The organism is Rhodococcus sp. no. 34 (genome assembly GCF_054589475.1).
Map to the genome: position 1 here is coordinate 656,355 of NZ_BAAILK010000046.1, position 15,508 is coordinate 671,862.

Sequence of the window (15,508 nt, forward strand, 5' to 3'; positions counted from 1 at the left end):
AATGGACTCTCTCGGACTTGTATGTTCAAGTCCGAGAGAGTCCATGTCAGCTAGTACTCACGTGCGTCCGCCCCAACGCCCGTGTCGACATAATCAGTCGCGCGGCTTCTCGCGAAGCTCGTAGCACTCGAGAACGTCACCGATCTTGATATCGGAATAGGTGACGGTCAAACCACATTCATAGCCTTCGCGAACCTCGGTAGCGTCTTCCTTCTCCCGCTTGAGCGAGGAGATGGTAACCGTCTCGGCGATGACCTTGCTGTCGCGGATGAGACGTGCCTTGGCGTTGCGACGGATGCTGCCCGACGTGACCAAGCAACCGGCAATGTTGCCGATCTTGGACGAACGGAACATGGCGCGGATCTCTGCCTTGCCCAGCTCGACCTCTTCGTACACCGGCTTGAGCAGACCCTTGAGTGCCTTCTCGACCTCGTCGATGGCCTGGTAGATCACCGAGTAGTAGCGAATGTCGACGCCCTCGCGGTTCGCCAGCTCCGTTGCCTTGCCTTCGGCGCGGACGTTGAAGCCGATGATGATCGCATTGGACGCAGCAGCCAGGTTGACGTTGGTCTCCGTGATGCCACCGACACCGCGGTCGATGACGCGCAACTGCACCTCGTCGTCGATCGGAATTCCGAGGAGAGCCTCTTCGAGGGCCTCCACGGTTCCCGAGTTGTCACCCTTGAGGATCAAGTTCAGCTGTGAATGTTCCTTCAGAGCTGCATCGAGATCGTCGAGGCTGATGCGCTTACGACTCTTCGCTGCAAGCGCGTTGCGCTTACGTGCGTTGCGACGGTCCGCGATCTGACGAGCGATACGGTCCTCGTCGACCACGAGCAGGTTGTCGCCTGCACCGGGGACCGACGTGAAGCCGATGACCTGGACCGGACGTGAAGGCAGTGCCTCGTGGACGTCCTGACCGTGCTCGTCCACCATGCGGCGGACGCGGCCGTAAGCATCACCGGCAACGATCGAGTCGCCGACCCGCAGCGTTCCGCGCTGAATGAGCACGGTAGCGACGGGGCCGCGGCCACGGTCGAGGTGCGCCTCGATGGCAACACCCTGAGCGTCCATGTCCGGGTTGGCGCGCAGATCCAGGGAAGCGTCGGCCGTCAACAGCACTGCTTCGAGCAGTGCGTCGATGTTGAGACCCTGCTTCGCCGAGATGTCGACGAACATGGTGTCTCCGCCGTATTCCTCGGCCACCAGTCCGTACTCGGTGAGCTGCTGCCGGATCTTGTCCGGGTTCGCGCCTTCCTTGTCGATCTTGTTCACCGCGACCACGATCGGCACGTCGGCCGCCTGGGCGTGGTTGATCGCTTCCACCGTCTGCGGCATGACGCCGTCGTCGGCTGCGACAACAAGGATCGCGAGGTCGGTGGCCTTGGCACCACGAGCACGCATGGCCGTGAAGGCCTCGTGACCCGGGGTGTCGATGAACGTCACGAGACGCTCGTTGCCCTCGAGCTCGGTCAGCACCTGGTAGGCACCGATGTGCTGCGTGATGCCGCCGGCTTCGCCCTCACGGACATTCGCCTTACGGATCACGTCGAGCAGACGGGTCTTACCGTGGTCGACGTGGCCCATGACGGTGACCACAGGCGGACGGGACTCGAGGTCCTCTTCTCCGCCGGCGTCCTCGCCGTAGGTGAGGTCGAAGCTGTCGAGCAGCTCGCGATCCTCGTCCTCCGGGCTGACGACCTGCACGACGTAGTTCATTTCGCCGCCGAGCAGCTCCAGCGTCTCGTCGTTGACCGACTGAGTTGCCGTGACCATCTCACCGAGGTTGAACAACGCCTGCACGAGTGCTGCGGGGTTCGCGTCGATCTTGTCCGCGAAGTCCGACAGAGATGCGCCGCGAGCAAGACGGATGGTCTCGCCGTTGCCGCGTGGCAGCCTGACGCCGCCGACTGCGGGAGCCTGCATGCTTTCGTACTCGGCGCGCTTCGCCCGCTTCGACTTACGTCCACGGCGAACTGCTCCGCCGGGACGACCGAATGCACCTGCCGCTGCGCCGCGCTGACCGGGACGGCCACCGCCGCCGGGACGACCGCGGAATCCACCGGCCGGAGCTGCTCCACCGGGAGCACCTGCACCGGCACCGGCGCCGGGAGCGCCGCCACCGCGGTATCCACCGCCGCCGCCACCCGGGCGACCACCGGGAGCGCCACCGGGACGACCCGGACGTCCGCCGCCACCGGGCGCGGGACGAGCGGAACGAGCAGGCATTGCACCCGGGTTCGGGCGAGGAGGCATGGAGCCGGGGCTGGGACGGGGTCCGCCCTGACCTGCAGGCGGACGGGGTCCACCCTGGCCGGGAGCCGGACGGGGACCGCCCTGACCGGGAGCCGGACGAGGTCCACCCTGACCGGGAGCCGGACGGGGACCGCCCTGACCCGGAGCCGGACGAGAACCGCCCTGACCTGCGCCCGGACGCGGTGCGCCGGGAGCCGGACGAGGTGCCGGACGCTCGGCGGGTGCCGAGGAGTACGGGTTGTTACCGACGCGAGGTGCCTTCGGTCCCGGACGCGGTCCGCCGGGCTTTGCGCCGGTGGACGGTGCGGCCGGAGCCGCGGGGGCTGCCGGTGCCGACGCTGCGGGAGCAGCCGGAGCCGGACGTGCCGGCTGTGCTGGTTTCGGAGCGTTGAACGTCGGGGTGGGGACCGGCGCTGACGGTGCTGCCGGAGCAGCGGCTGCGGGAGCCGCGGGGGCTGCCGGGGCCGGAGCTGCGGGAGCAGCCGGTGCGGGTGCGGCCGGCTTGGGGCCGGGACGCGGTGCGCCAGGCTTTGCAGCCGACGGCGACGGTGCGCCGGGCTTTGCCGCGGGGCGAGCCGCCGGAGCGGCTGCGCCGGTCTCGGACTTGGTTTCTGCTCCGCCTGCCGACGGGAATGACTCCCGCAGACGACGGGCGACGGGCGCCTCCACTGTGGATGACGCAGACTTCACGAACTCGCCTTGCTCCTTGAGCGTTGCGAGTAGTTCCTTGCTGGTGACACCGAGTTCTTTAGCCAACTCGTGCACGCGGGCCTTGCCTGCCACTGCTCTCCTCACTGATGAGGTCGAGCAGGAGGCATCCCACAGATGTGGGTCCCGCACGACCTCGGGTTATCGCCGATGGACGTTCATCGTTGGTGCTTCACGGTGTGCTCATGAGTGCTTGTGCCTGTTCTTCTCGAGAGGTACTGCTTTTGTGTGAACTGCGTCGACCAGCTGGTCGACAGCGGACGTGTCCAGATTTCCGGACACTCGCAGTGCTCTGCTGAATGCTCGGCGCCGCTCTGCCAGGCTCAGACAACTCGGATCCAGGTGCAGCCATGCACCTCGACCGGGGAGTCTTCGCGATACGTCGGGGACGAGCGGGGAACCCTCCGGCCCCTGCTCACCAACCACGACCCTCAACAGATCGACAGCCGACCCTTGTTCCCTGCATCCCACACACGTTCTGACCGGCGAACCGGGTTTCACGCGCGCAGAATCCGAGGACTCACGTCGAACCATTGTCCACTCTACCGCCGAACCGTCTCGATCACTGCATTCCACCGTTATCCGTTGGACGTGGCGGGCCGGTCGGACGCGTCGCCAACGGGTGCCGCATCGCTACGAATGTCGATACGCCAACCCGTCAACCGCGCAGCCAGGCGGGCATTTTGACCCTCTTTTCCGATGGCCAACGAAAGCTGGAAATCGGGCACGATGACACGGGCCGCACGAGCCTCGCGATCGACGACAGTGACGGAGACCACTTTCGACGGGGAAAGTGCGTTGCCCACAAACGTCGCGGGATCTTCGTCGAAGTCGATGATGTCGATCTTCTCCCCCGCGAGTTCGCTCATGACGTTGCGGACGCGCTGACCCATCGGGCCGATGCATGCACCCTTTGCGTTGAGCCCCTGCACACGTGAGGCAACGGCGATCTTGGAACGATGCCCCGCTTCGCGCGCGACGTTGATGATCTCGACGCTGCCGTCCGCAATCTCTGGAACCTCGAGTGCGAACAACTTGCGAACCAGGTTCGGGTGGGTCCGCGAGAGGGTGATCTGTGGGCCGCGGGCTCCGCGAGCAACCCCGACGACGTAGCACTTGATGCGCTCACCGTGCTCGTAGTTCTCGCCGGGAACCTGTTCTGCAGGCGGCAACAATCCTTCGGCGCCATTGGATTCGCTGCCGATTCGGACGACGACCATTCCGCGGGAATTCGCACGCGTGTCACGCTGAATGACACCGCCGACGATTTCACCCTCGTGGGTCGAGAACTCACCGAAACTGCGCTCGTGCTCGGCGTCGCGCAGACGCTGCAGGATGACCTGGCGTGCGGTGGTGGCCGCGATGCGTCCGAATCCCTCGGGAGTGTCGTCCCACTCCTCACCGATCATGTTGCCGTCGGCATCGGTGTCGTGCGCCATCACTCGCACCGAACCGGTCTTGATGTTGACATCGATCCGAGCGTTCTGCTTGTGCCCCTCGGTGTGGCGGTACGCCGTCAGCAGCGCGGTCTGGATCGTGGCGATCACAGTTTCGATCGAGACACCTTTTTCGGCTTCGATCGCTCGCAACGCTGCAATGTCGATATTCACTTGTCGAACCCTTCTTCGTTTCCTACGTCTTCTAATTCTGCTTCGTCGTCTTCGACACTGTCCACGCCCGAGTCCTCGGTGAGGTCAACCGCATCGGAGGGAACTGCGCGCCCCTCCGGGATGCCGCCCGCGAGTTCCAACTCCGCCTCACTGGGCTTCGAGAACTCCACCTGAACTACAGCCTTCTGAACGTCGCCCAGTGCAATCTCGCGCACGGTCAGTCCGCCACGGCCACCGATGACAACTGCCACGGAATCGCCGTTCAACGTTCCGATACGGCCCACCACGGTCTCGCCGGCCAGATCGATTCGCGCTTTACGTCCGCGAGCCCGACGCCAGTGACGATCGAGCGTCAGTGGGCGATCGATTCCCGGAGAGGTCACCTCGAGGGTGTACGGCGTTTCACCGATTTCCTCGAGGGTGTCGAAAAGTTCCGAAACGAGTCTGCTGATCTCCGCGGCGGCATCGAGCTCGATCCCGGCATCGCTGTCGACCATGATGCGCACCGCGCTGTGCTTGCCCGCACTGGTCACGACAACGTCTTCGACGTCGTAACCCTGGGCGTGCACGAGTTCGGAGATCAGCTCGATCACCCTCTCCCTGGATGGCACCGGCATCTCGCGAACTCCTCATTTCAGTTGTCGTCGATTGTCCGACTTGTGTCGACTGTCGACGTGGGCGGCTGCGAGCATGAAAAGACACCAGGTGCCACATGCTGCAAGCATCCAAGAGTACCGCTCATTGCGCGTCTCCGTGACCAGAGTGCCCGACGCACGTCACACTTGAACACGTCACGCGGATTCGAACGATCGGCCGACCACCTGGCACGATGGACTGGTGCTGACGCCCATGACTACTACCCCACTCTCCCGGCGGAGTGCGCTCAAGATGACGGGAACCGCAGCAGCGTTGGGCGCTGCGGCCTTCTCGTTGTCCGCCTGCACCGACAACGGCACAGCGGAGGCGGCTGCAGAAGTCGACCAGCTGACGGCCCAAGCCGATCGAGCCCGCTCCGACGCGGCAGCCGCAACCGCCGCCATCGCTCTCGCGCCGGACAAGTCGGCATCACTGACCACGATCAGCGCCGAACGCACAGCGCATGCACTCGAACTCGACGCCGAGATTGCGCGAGCAGCGGGCAGCGGCGCCTCTGCGACCACAGCGCCCCCGTCGACCTCGGTCGCAAACGCTCCTACGGGCGTCGAAACCTTGAGTACCTCGCTGGCCGATTCGGCGCGCAGTGCCGCGGATCTCGCTCGGACGATGTCCGGCTATCGCGCGGGCCTGCTCGGTTCGATCAGCGCGTCGTGCTCGACTCAGGTTGCGGTGTTGCTTCCGTGATCACTTCGCACACCCGTCGATCCGAGAGTTCTGCCTTGCTGACCGCAATCGAATCAGAGAATGCCGCGATCTTCGCTTACGGAGTGGTTGCCGCGTTTTCGAATCCTGCCCGTGTCAACGAGGTTGCCACGCACACAGCAGCGCACCGCGCACGACGTGATGCGCTGGTTGCCCTGTCGACCGACGCGGGCGTGACCCCGCCGACAGCCGCGGCAGCCTACGAAGTCCCGTTTCCGGTGACGGACGCCGTTTCCGCGGCACAGCTGGCAGCACAGATCGAATCCGACACCGCCGTGACCTACCGGGCATTCGTCGAACAGGTCGATACCGACCAACTCCGCACGTTCGGAATCGACGGCCTGACCGATGCGGCAATCCGCGGCGCCGGATGGCGGTCCGCGCTGGGAACCGCTCCGGCCACCTCAGCGTTCCCGGGGGACCCGACTTCGTAACTGCTGTGCGCCTTTATTAACCGCCGGCGGTTAATAAAGGCGCACAGCAGTGCTCAGCTTTTGCGATGCGAGGGCACGAACCACGCCGCGACCACGGCCACCAACACGAAGCAACCGCCGACGCGCAGTGCAGGTGTCAGCGCATCTCCGTACCCGAGTGGCGTGAGGGCACCGCCGGCGGCAAGGAAGACTGCAGTGAGAACCGCGATTCCCAGTGCAACACCGATCTCACGAAGCGTCGAGTTGGTCGAACTGGCCGTTCCGTGATCAGGCTCGTCCATGTCGACGAGTACCGCCGTCGAGCTCGGCGCGAAGGTCAGGCCCATGCCGATGCCCGCCATCAGTAGAGCCGGAACCAGCGACCCGTACGTCACGTCGGGACCGATCAACGCTGCCAACCAGAACAATGCTCCGGCCTGGAGCAACAGACCGGTCAGCAGAAGCGAACGGAGCCCGACCTTCGGCGCCAGAAAACCGGCGAGAGGCGCGAAGATCATCGGCGCTGCCGTCCACGGAAGCGTCCGCAGGCCTGCTTGGAACGGGCTGTAGCCCATCACGATCTGGAGGTACTGCGAGAGCAGGAACACCGCCCCGAAGATTCCGATCGAGAAGGTCAAGCCGATGACGTTCGCCATCGAGAAGCTGCGTGAGCGGAACAGACGTAGGGGCATGACCGGATGCGAGGTCTTCATCTCGCGAAAAACGAACAGTGCCAACGCGACTGCGGAACCGACCAACGACGCAACTACTCCAAGCGATCCCCAGCCGTCGTCGTTGCCGTGAACGATCCCCCACACCGCCAGGAACACACCGAGTCCGGCGAGTGCGACACCGGGAAGGTCGAGAGGTTGTGTGCGACCGGTCGATTCACGCAGCGCGTACATCGCGAGAGGAACAGCGACGATCGCGACCGGCACGTTGATCCAGAAAATGCCCTGCCACGAGAACCCGTCGACTACCGCTCCACCGACCACGGGCCCCATCGCGATCCCCAGGCCGGAGACGCCACCCCACACGCCGATTGCCATGGCACGCTTGGCTTCCGGTACCGCTGCCACGAGGAGAGTGAGTGAGAGCGGCATGATCGCGGCAGCGCCGGCGCCCTGAAAGGCTCGGGCCGCGATGAGCAGGCTTGGTGTCGTCGACAACGCCGAAGCAATCGACGCCGCCGTGAACAGCCCGATCCCGAATACGAACATCTTGCGGCGCCCCCACCGATCGCCGAGCGTCGTCGCCGAAAGCATCAGCGTCGCAAAGCAGAGCGTGTACGCATTCATGAACCACTGAAGTTGCCCGACGGACGCATTCAACTCTTTCTCGATCACCGGCAGCGCGCTCGTCATCACGAGGTTGTCGAGGGTGGCCATGAACATGGGCAGAGAGGCAGCAACCATCGCTATCGCGATCGGAACCTTACGTCCTCCACTGCTTTCCGACCCGGATGCGGCGTCCGATCCGGACTTCGTCAAAACGGTCATCGTGATTCCTCGAGTGAAGGTGCCTTAAGGCATCGAATGATTACTTAAGTCGAAACTAAGCTATCCGGTGATAACGTGTCAACATGTCGATCGGTGCAGCTGAACCACGTACCCGCAGGATGAGCGCACCGGAACGTCGCGCGTTGGTCCTTGCCGCGGCAACGCGAGCATTCGCAAAGGGTGGATACTCGGGGACCAGTACGGACGCCGTCGCCAAGGAAGCCGGTGTCTCGCAGCCCTACGTCGTGCGCATGTTCGGAACCAAGGCAGATTTGTTCCACGCAGTGTTCACGCGCGCGCTCGACGAAATCGTCCGCACCTTCAACGACAAATTGGATACGGTCACGATCGATCCGAGCAATCCGCAGTTCTGGGCCGAACTCGGATCCGCCTACGGCGAGCTGGTTCTAGACCGAGATCTACTGCTTGTCATGTTGCACGGCTTCGCCACCAGCACCGATGATGTCGCCGCCGTCTCCCGGAACGCCATGTCCGGCATCTACACCTTGCTGCGCGAGCGCACCGGTTGCACACCCGAGCAAGCGCGTTTGTTCATCGCGAACGGGATGCTGATCAACAATCTGCTCGCAATGATGGCGCCCGAACACGCCGAAGAAGATCCAGCCCTCGGCGAGCTCTGGGGCAGCGTCTTCAGCGACTCGACTGCGATCACGCTCACCGGCGACGAATCCTCGAGCGAAACCGACACCGATTCCTGACCGGTCACTGGGAAAAACTACACACATGTGACTGAGGACACCCTACAGTCGATCCGACATGTCTCCGGGAAACCCAGACGAAAAGGACCGACGTTGGATCTCGCACAACGCCTCGACGCGCTCGAACAGATCGAGGAAATCAAGAAGCTCAAGCACGGCTACTGGCGAGCATGTGACGCCAAGGATCCAGTTCAGTTCCGCAACAGCTTCATCCGTTCCGGAGCGTCGATCGACTACGGCCGCCTCGGCGCCTTCGACGACGCGGGGCCTATGGCGGACATCTTCGAGAAGATCGCTCTTCGCAAGGTCGACGGCCGGTACGCGGTCCTCGACATGCATCACGGATTGCATCCCGATATTGCACTGACCTCGGAGACTTCCGCGGTAGGTCGATGGACCCTGCAGTTCCGCCAGGTCGACACCGTCGGACGCACCGAGAAGTTGATGACCGGGGAATACGACGACAAGTACGTAATCGAGGACGGTGTGTGGAAAATGAGTCAATGCCATTTCACGGAGACGTGGTCGATCACCACTCCCCTGTCCCCGGACGCTGACATCGCCGAGGGTTCGTTGGGTGGGCCGCGATGACGACGAACGGAAAAGTTGCGCTCGTAACCGGTGCCAGCCGGAGCGTCGGCAAGGGCATTGCCCTCGCTCTGGGAAGCGACGGGTGGACGGTGTACGTGACGGCCCGAGGAACCGTCGGCGACGACGGCCCACTCGATCGCACCGCAGCCGAGATCACCGAGCGCGGTGGTCACGGCATTGCCGTGCAGTGCGATCACGCCGACGATCAACAGATCGTCGACCTGTTTGCACGCATCGCCGAGGAACAGTCAGGCCGCCTCGATCTTCTGGTCAACAACGTCTGGGCCAACCCGGCGGGCTATGCCGGCTTCGCCGATCCGTTCTGGAAGAGGCCGATCGACGATTGGGATTCGCTGATCGGAATCGGACTGCGCGCCCACTACGTTGCTTCAGTGGAAGCGGCGAAGTTGATGGTTCCCCGGGGCAGTGGAGTGATCGGCAACATCTCGTCGTTCGGCACCCGCGGGTACCTGCACTCTGTCCTGTACGGGATGTCGAAGGCAGGTTTGGACAAGATGGCCGCGGACATGGCTGTCGAATTGAAGGGGACCGGCGTCACCGCACTTTCCTTCTGGCTCGGGTTGATCCGCAACGAACGCATGGAGGCGAGTGGGATCGAGAGCTTCGAAGGCTTCTCACTGGCCGAGGCCGAAACCCCGGAATTCGTCGGCCAAGTCATCACTGCATTGGCCAACGATCCAGAAGTGAACGCGCGCAGCGGTCACACACTGATCACCGCCGAGACGGCCGTCGAGTACGGAATCACCGACGCCAACGGGAAACAACCGGCGTCACACCGCAGTGCCTTCGGTGGCGGCCCGCTTTTCTGATTCATCAGTAGCAGTGGTCGCGTCGCGTGCCGGCACAGCACGCGGCGCTGCCACTCGAGCCTTCAGGGCAAGCCAGGCACACCCGATGACGACGACACCGCCGGCCACGATCGAGGGTGACAACGTCTCACCGAGTATCAGCGCCGACCAGGCAATGCTGAGCACCGGTTGAACCAACTGTGTTTGGCTCACAGTGGAAATGGGACCGATCGCCAGACCCCGGTACCAAGGAAAGAACCCGAGAAACATACTCACGCATCCCAGGTAGGCAAACGAAAGCCACGAATTCACATCGGCAGAGACCGGAGCCTGGGCCATGGACGCCACCGTCAACGCAATCGTGACCGGCAGTCCGAGAATCAATGCCCAGGCAATCGTCTGCCACGACCCGATCTCGCGGGCCAGCAACGCACCTTCCGAATATGCCAGCGCTGCACACACAACCGCGGCGAACAGAAGAAGATCAGCGAGATGAAACGAGCCGAGTCCGCCGTTTGCAATCGCCACGAACCCTACGACCGATACCGCGCCGGCGGCGCTTGCCCACCAGAATCCCTTACTGGGACGCTCTTTTCCTCGGACGACCGCAAATACCGCGGTCGCAGCGGGAAGTAGCCCGATCACGACTGCCGCGTGACTCGCCGGCGATGTCTGCAACGCAAACGTGGTGAACAGTGAAAACCCCAGTACCGCACCAACAGTCACGAGTGCGATGCGAAACCACTGCCGAAGCGTCGGAAGCGTCGCGCGAGTAACCGACAGCATCACAATCGCAAGGGCCCCGGCAACGACAGCGCGGCCCGCACCGACGAACAGGGGGTCGAGATCCGCGACGGCGACCCTCGTGAGCGGAACGGTGAACGAGAACGCCAGCACACCGAGCAAGCCCCACCACAAACCGGATCGAGACGATGGCATCGGTAGCGGTTCCTGCGGCGCGACGATAGCGCTACTCTTTATACTCATGTTTTACGATAGCAGTAGCACGCCAACCAGCGAAACTGGTATTTCAGATGCGCACCCGTGTGCAGGAGATCGAAATTGCACCGAGCAGTCCGACGAGCGCGAAAGCGTAGAAGCCCCACGGCACGGCGTAACCCGCACCCAGGAGGACTCCGCCCAGGATCGGGCCACAGATCGCACCGACCCGGCCGACACCTGCCGACCATCCGAGCGCGGTCGCGCGAATCTGAGGCGGGTGATTGGCACTGGTGAAGGCGTAGACCAATACCTGCGCACTGAATACGAAGCATCCGGCGAGGAAGACCATCACGTAGATTCCGAACGACACCTTCACACTCAGAAGCGCCAGGAACAGTGCAGCTCCGGCGAACCACACGATGGCTGCAGTCCGCGGGCCGATCTTGTTCGCGACGCCCCCGGCGATCAACAGCCCGACGACGGCGCCGGCATTGAGGATCAGAAGGAACGTCAACGACGCCCCGAGGTTGTAACCGGCCTCACGCATGATCGTCGGAAGCCACGTGTTCAATCCGTAGACGAGCAGCAAGCCCATGAAACTGGTGATCCAGATGGCGATGCTGTTGCGCAGGAACTTCGAAGAGAACAGTGCGCGAACGGGATTGGCGGCTTCGGCGCGCTCAACTTCGGACGTGGGCGCAATCTCGAGTTCGACTCCGTAACGGGCAGCGATTTCCTCGGCTTCGGCACGCTTTCCGTGAGCGAGAAGGTACGACGGGGATTCCGGCAGATACCGCAACATGAGTGGAATCAGGGCGACGGCAGGAAGTGCGCCGACAACGAACATCGCTCGCCAACCGAAAGGTTCGATCACGACGAGCGCCAGCGCTGCGGTGGCAACGGCGCCGACGTGGTAGCCGGTCATCAGCATGGTCGACGCAGATCCACCGCCTTGTTTCTTCGAGAATTCGTTGACCAGAGCCAATGCCGTCGGTAGGGCGCCACCCAGCCCCACACCGGCAAGGAAGCGCAGCAGCCCGAAGATGAACGGATTGGGCGCAATTGCGCACAACAGAGTCAGAATCGAGAATGCGGCAACGGCGTACAGCAGCGCGCGGCGTCGACCGATGACGTCGGTGAGAGTGCCGATGACGAGGGCGCCGATGGTCATGCCGATGAGCCCGAAGGTCGAGATCATCGTGATCATGCCGGTACTCAAACCCCACGCGTCGTAGTCGAGAAGCGAAGGAATGACCGCGCCGAGTACGACCAGGTCGAATCCGTCCAGAAGCACAGCGATCCAACACAACGGTGCTACCCACATTGCGGCACGCGCCCCAGGCGAACCGGTGATTGAACTCGACTGCGTATGCGGTGCGGTCATCGGATCCTCGACATTCACTGCTTGTGGGCGTTCGCGACCGGTTGGGATCCAGTAGTTCGGATCGAAACGTGTTCGCATTGCGAACGCCTGTTCATAATGAGCACATCGATTGTGTACGGAGTCACAACGCCATGTCAAACGTCGCGGTAATCTCGAGGAATGGCACTCTCCGAAAATGAGCGTGAACAGTTCCTGGCCGAACCCCACATCGGGGCGCTGTCCGTGGCGGACGGCACCGAGCGCGGTCCGTTGACCGTCCCGATCTGGTACCTGTACTCACCCGGTGGCAAACCATGGATCCTCACGGGCAAGGATTCGCGAAAGGCACGACTCATCGAGTCGGCCGGGCATTTCTCGTTGATGGCCGAAAGGCTTGATCCGACAATCCGTTACGTCAGCGTCAGCGGATCCGTCGACAAGATCGTTCCGGGCACCGACGAGATGCTGGTCGAAGTCTCGCGGCGTTACCTGGCCCCGGACAAGGTCGACGGGTATCTCGAATTCGCGCGATCGCAGTTGGGCGAACAGGTAGCGATCTACATGAATCCGCAGCACTGGTTGTCTGCCGATCTCGGGGCGATCTGACAATTCTCAGAAAAGCGAAGGCTCGGCGCGCCGGAGTGGCGCGCCGAGCCTGACCTGCATGTGGAGGGCTCTATGTCAGCTCTCGGTGAAGAAACGCACCCGATTGAGTCGATGACCGCTCGCCTCGAAGCCGAACAATGCGATGGCCGGTTCCCCGCACACGATTACGCTCGCCGTCACGGTGCGACCGGCAACCAGCATCTTGCTCTTCGTCACGCCGGTGAGCAGAGCGTTGACATCAGCGTTGGACACCTGCGTCCCCGCCGGAAGCTCGACGGGTACCGGCGGCGTTCGGCCGACAGCGGCCGCATCGAGGAACCGCGACGCTGCCTTCTTGCCTTTGTCTCCGACGCCGAAGATGCCGCGCGAGAACCCGAGCGCCCCGCCGATCCCCTGGTTCGAGATCAACTGCGGCGTCAACTTCGCGGCCGCCTTCACCCCCGCCACACCAGCAGTAGCGAGCTGGCTCAACATCGTCGCCAATTCCCAATGCGCATAGAGGGTTCCGATCCGCAAGGAATCGGGCTCTCCCACCAAGTCGTAGCGCAAGTGCATCGGAACGTCGAGAACGACTCCGGTCGACATCTCGGTAGCGAGGCTCAGATCGCGCCACACCGTCCGGCCGCACACGATGTCGCGCTCGACATGGAAGGTGATCGAATTGGGGGCGATGAACGTATCGTAGAAACTCTCGATCGCCGCCTGACCGTTGTGCGGACGTGAACCTACAGGGTCATTGACCTGTCCGTCGCCGGCAAACAGGGCCACCCAGGTCGAGCGGTCATGCGCGCCGACGGCTTTCGGGGATCCCTCCACGACGGCCATCAACTGCTCGCGCGTCACCGGCGCGGTCATGCGCGCATCTCGTATGCACCGTCGTACGCCTTGACCTGCTGCCACACCCGGTCGAAGCGTTCACTGTCGACAACAGGCTTCCGCACCGCGGCCAGGGCCCACTTCTGCTGCTCGGGTGTCGACGACGGCTTTCCGTACAGTGCGATCGCGTATCCCGAGAAGTCACGAATCTGGAAGTCGAAGATCTGATCGACAACGTCGGCGTCGAGCCCGCTGATCTCGGCCTGTTCGAGAATCAGATGACCGTAGACGACGAGAGAGAACAGGTGCCCGACGTTGAGCATGAAATCGAGATCCTTCTGCTGCTGCGCGTCCGGCGCTGCAGCAGTGAGCAATTCGGTGAGCGCGATCGCCTGCTCGTAAAAACGAGCGACGTTCGGAATCGAAGAGTGCTTCTCGTAGACGGGCTTCCACTCGTGGAACTGAATCTTCGCAGCGCCGCGGGTAGGCCCCTGGTTCCAGAAGAACTCGTCGTCGGCGGCGTCGTCGCGCGTGACGATCTCCGGGAACTGCGCCGAGTTGAACAGATAGTTCGGCAAGAACTTGAGAATCAGGCCGACGTTGACGTGGACGGTGCCCTCGAGCTTGGGCAGCGTGCCGATCATCTGCGCTGCCTCGCGGAAGTACGTGGACTTCTCGTATCCCTTGGCTGCGATCACATCGTGCAGCAACCCGACCACCTTCTCACCTTCGGAGGTGACCTTGGCCTTGGTCATGGGATTGAACAGCAGGTAGCGACGGTCCTCGAGGCTGGCGCTGCGGAAGTAGTCGACCGCCCGCGCACTGAACTGCTTCATCGCGATCAGACGTGAGTACGCGTCGACGAAGGCGGCGCGAACGTGGGCGAAGTCCGTGACGGGATTGCCGTACAGAATTCGATTCTGCGCGTGGGTGATTGCCTCGAAGAACGCATGCTCGGTGATGCCGATGGAGCCGGTGCAGAGGTTGAACTTTCCGACGTTGACCGTGTTGAGCGCGGCCTCGAATGCGGCGACGCCGGTGTGCAGAATGTCTTCCTCGCGCACCGGGTAATCGTCGAGGCGGAAATTGCTGACATACATCTGCCCGCGCAGGACGTTGTCCACGAGCTGATAGTTCGGATGTGCACTGTCGGCGACGAAGAACACGTAGCCTTCGGGGCCCTCGACGTCGGTACGACGCCCGAACACAGACACCATTCCGGCCACGTTGCCGTTTCCGATGTAGTACTTCTCGCCGCTCGCGCGGAAGGCGACGTCGCCGTCGGTGGGAGTGAGGAGCATGTCGGTGGAGTACACGTCGGCGCCGTGGTCGCGCTCGGACAGCCCGAACGCCATGACACCACCGTCGGCAAGTTCCTGCGCTGCACGCTTCTTCGCAGCGTCGTTGTCACTCATCCAGATCGGTCCGAGTCCGAGGATCGTGACCTGCCATGCGTACCAGTACGCCAGCCCGTAGAAACCGAAGATCTCGCTCAGAGCTGCGTTGCGGGCACCGTCCCAACGACGATTCTCGTCACCGTCGGCGAATGCCGCCGGAGTCTGGAACGTCGCGAACAACTTCTCCTTGCCGACGAACTCGAGAAAGTCGGAGACCCACACGGCGTCGAGGTCGTCCTGAAGCAGTTGCTTCTTGCCGCGGCTCTCGAACCATTCGATGGTGGCTCGCAGCAAACGGCGGGTCTCCGGATCGAACTGAGCGGGGTCGTAAGTATGGGGGTTGAAGAGCAATCCATCGGTGCCAGACACGTCATTACCTTTCGTCGATGACGCTAAACTACCAGCGGGTAACTTTCCGCG

The 15,508-nt window shown here is 63.0% G+C and carries 15 protein-coding genes; 6 read left to right on the forward strand and 9 right to left on the reverse strand.

Features of this window, described 5'->3' with window-relative positions; genetic code table 11:
• Positions 1 to 93: 93 nt before the first annotated feature.
• The 4 genes from infB to rimP all read right to left on the reverse strand — a co-directional run bounded on the left by infB (position 94) and on the right by rimP (position 5,191).
• On the reverse strand, positions 94 to 3,039 hold the full coding sequence (gene infB / locus ACYP01_RS24265) for a translation initiation factor IF-2 (protein WP_030535614.1): 2,946 nt from the start codon (positions 3,037 to 3,039) through the stop codon (positions 94 to 96).
• A gap of 108 nt (positions 3,040 to 3,147) precedes the next feature.
• Positions 3,148 to 3,498, reverse strand: coding sequence for a YlxR family protein (locus tag ACYP01_RS24270; RefSeq protein WP_019748063.1), 351 nt, complete (start codon positions 3,496 to 3,498; stop codon positions 3,148 to 3,150).
• Between the two features lie 44 nt (positions 3,499 to 3,542).
• Positions 3,543 to 4,574 (reverse strand): transcription termination factor NusA, encoded by a 1,032-nt coding sequence (gene nusA, locus ACYP01_RS24275; protein ID WP_404649506.1) that lies wholly within the window; start codon positions 4,572 to 4,574, stop codon positions 3,543 to 3,545.
• Positions 4,571 to 5,191 (reverse strand): ribosome maturation factor RimP, encoded by a 621-nt coding sequence (gene rimP / locus ACYP01_RS24280; RefSeq protein ID WP_054188571.1) that lies wholly within the window; start codon positions 5,189 to 5,191, stop codon positions 4,571 to 4,573. The genes nusA and rimP overlap by 4 nt, the downstream gene beginning before the upstream one ends.
• A gap of 271 nt (positions 5,192 to 5,462) precedes the next feature.
• Here rimP and ACYP01_RS24285 point away from each other — a divergent pair, with 271 nt between their 5' ends.
• Complete coding sequence (locus tag ACYP01_RS24285) at positions 5,463 to 5,915, forward strand: hypothetical protein (protein WP_007735037.1); 453 nt, start codon at positions 5,463 to 5,465, stop codon at positions 5,913 to 5,915.
• Positions 5,912 to 6,367, forward strand: coding sequence for a ferritin-like domain-containing protein (locus ACYP01_RS24290; RefSeq protein WP_333836228.1), 456 nt, complete (start codon positions 5,912 to 5,914; stop codon positions 6,365 to 6,367). Before ACYP01_RS24285 ends, ACYP01_RS24290 begins: the two co-directional genes overlap by 4 nt.
• A 53-nt stretch (positions 6,368 to 6,420) precedes the next feature.
• Here ACYP01_RS24290 and ACYP01_RS24295 read toward each other — a convergent pair whose 3' ends face one another.
• Positions 6,421 to 7,845: an MFS transporter gene (locus ACYP01_RS24295; protein WP_459682859.1), complete on the reverse strand. Its 1,425-nt coding sequence runs from the start codon at positions 7,843 to 7,845 to the stop codon at positions 6,421 to 6,423.
• 83 nt (positions 7,846 to 7,928) lie between these two features.
• Between ACYP01_RS24295 and ACYP01_RS24300 the strand changes: the two genes are divergently transcribed.
• The 3 genes from ACYP01_RS24300 to ACYP01_RS24310 all read left to right on the forward strand — a co-directional run bounded on the left by ACYP01_RS24300 (position 7,929) and on the right by ACYP01_RS24310 (position 9,985).
• The gene (locus tag ACYP01_RS24300) at positions 7,929 to 8,564 is read left to right on the forward strand and encodes a TetR/AcrR family transcriptional regulator (RefSeq protein ID WP_003942694.1); all 636 of its coding nucleotides are present in this window, start codon (positions 7,929 to 7,931) and stop codon (positions 8,562 to 8,564) included.
• A 93-nt stretch (positions 8,565 to 8,657) separates the two neighbouring features.
• Positions 8,658 to 9,155, forward strand: coding sequence for a nuclear transport factor 2 family protein (locus ACYP01_RS24305; protein ID WP_019748058.1), 498 nt, complete (start codon positions 8,658 to 8,660; stop codon positions 9,153 to 9,155).
• Positions 9,152 to 9,985: an SDR family NAD(P)-dependent oxidoreductase gene (locus ACYP01_RS24310; RefSeq protein WP_003942723.1), complete on the forward strand. Its 834-nt coding sequence runs from the start codon at positions 9,152 to 9,154 to the stop codon at positions 9,983 to 9,985. The genes ACYP01_RS24305 and ACYP01_RS24310 overlap by 4 nt, the downstream gene beginning before the upstream one ends.
• Here ACYP01_RS24310 and ACYP01_RS24315 read toward each other — a convergent pair.
• Together ACYP01_RS24315 and ACYP01_RS24320 are read right to left on the reverse strand one after the other, a co-directional pair.
• Positions 9,947 to 10,903 carry a DMT family transporter gene (locus tag ACYP01_RS24315; protein WP_030535619.1) on the reverse strand — a complete coding sequence of 319 codons (957 nt, stop codon included), beginning with the start codon at positions 10,901 to 10,903 and terminating at the stop codon, positions 9,947 to 9,949. The two genes, ACYP01_RS24310 and ACYP01_RS24315, sit on opposite strands and share 39 nt — an antisense overlap.
• 91 nt (positions 10,904 to 10,994) lie before the next feature.
• Entirely contained in the window at positions 10,995 to 12,290 is a 1,296-nt protein-coding gene (locus tag ACYP01_RS24320; protein WP_054826339.1) for an MFS transporter, read from the reverse strand.
• Between the two features lie 159 nt (positions 12,291 to 12,449).
• On the opposite strand from ACYP01_RS24320, the gene ACYP01_RS24325 reads away from it, so the two are divergent.
• A complete protein-coding gene (locus tag ACYP01_RS24325; protein WP_003942732.1) occupies positions 12,450 to 12,875 on the forward strand; it encodes a pyridoxamine 5'-phosphate oxidase family protein in 426 nt (141 codons plus the stop codon).
• A gap of 75 nt (positions 12,876 to 12,950) precedes the next feature.
• On the opposite strand, the gene ACYP01_RS24330 is transcribed toward ACYP01_RS24325, so the two are convergent.
• Positions 12,951 to 13,730 (reverse strand): nuclear transport factor 2 family protein, encoded by a 780-nt coding sequence (locus tag ACYP01_RS24330; protein WP_459682864.1) that lies wholly within the window; start codon positions 13,728 to 13,730, stop codon positions 12,951 to 12,953.
• On the reverse strand, positions 13,727 to 15,457 hold the full coding sequence (locus tag ACYP01_RS24335; protein ID WP_054826340.1) for an acyl-CoA dehydrogenase family protein: 1,731 nt from the start codon (positions 15,455 to 15,457) through the stop codon (positions 13,727 to 13,729). The genes ACYP01_RS24330 and ACYP01_RS24335 overlap by 4 nt, the downstream gene beginning before the upstream one ends.
• Positions 15,458 to 15,508 lie beyond the last annotated feature (51 nt).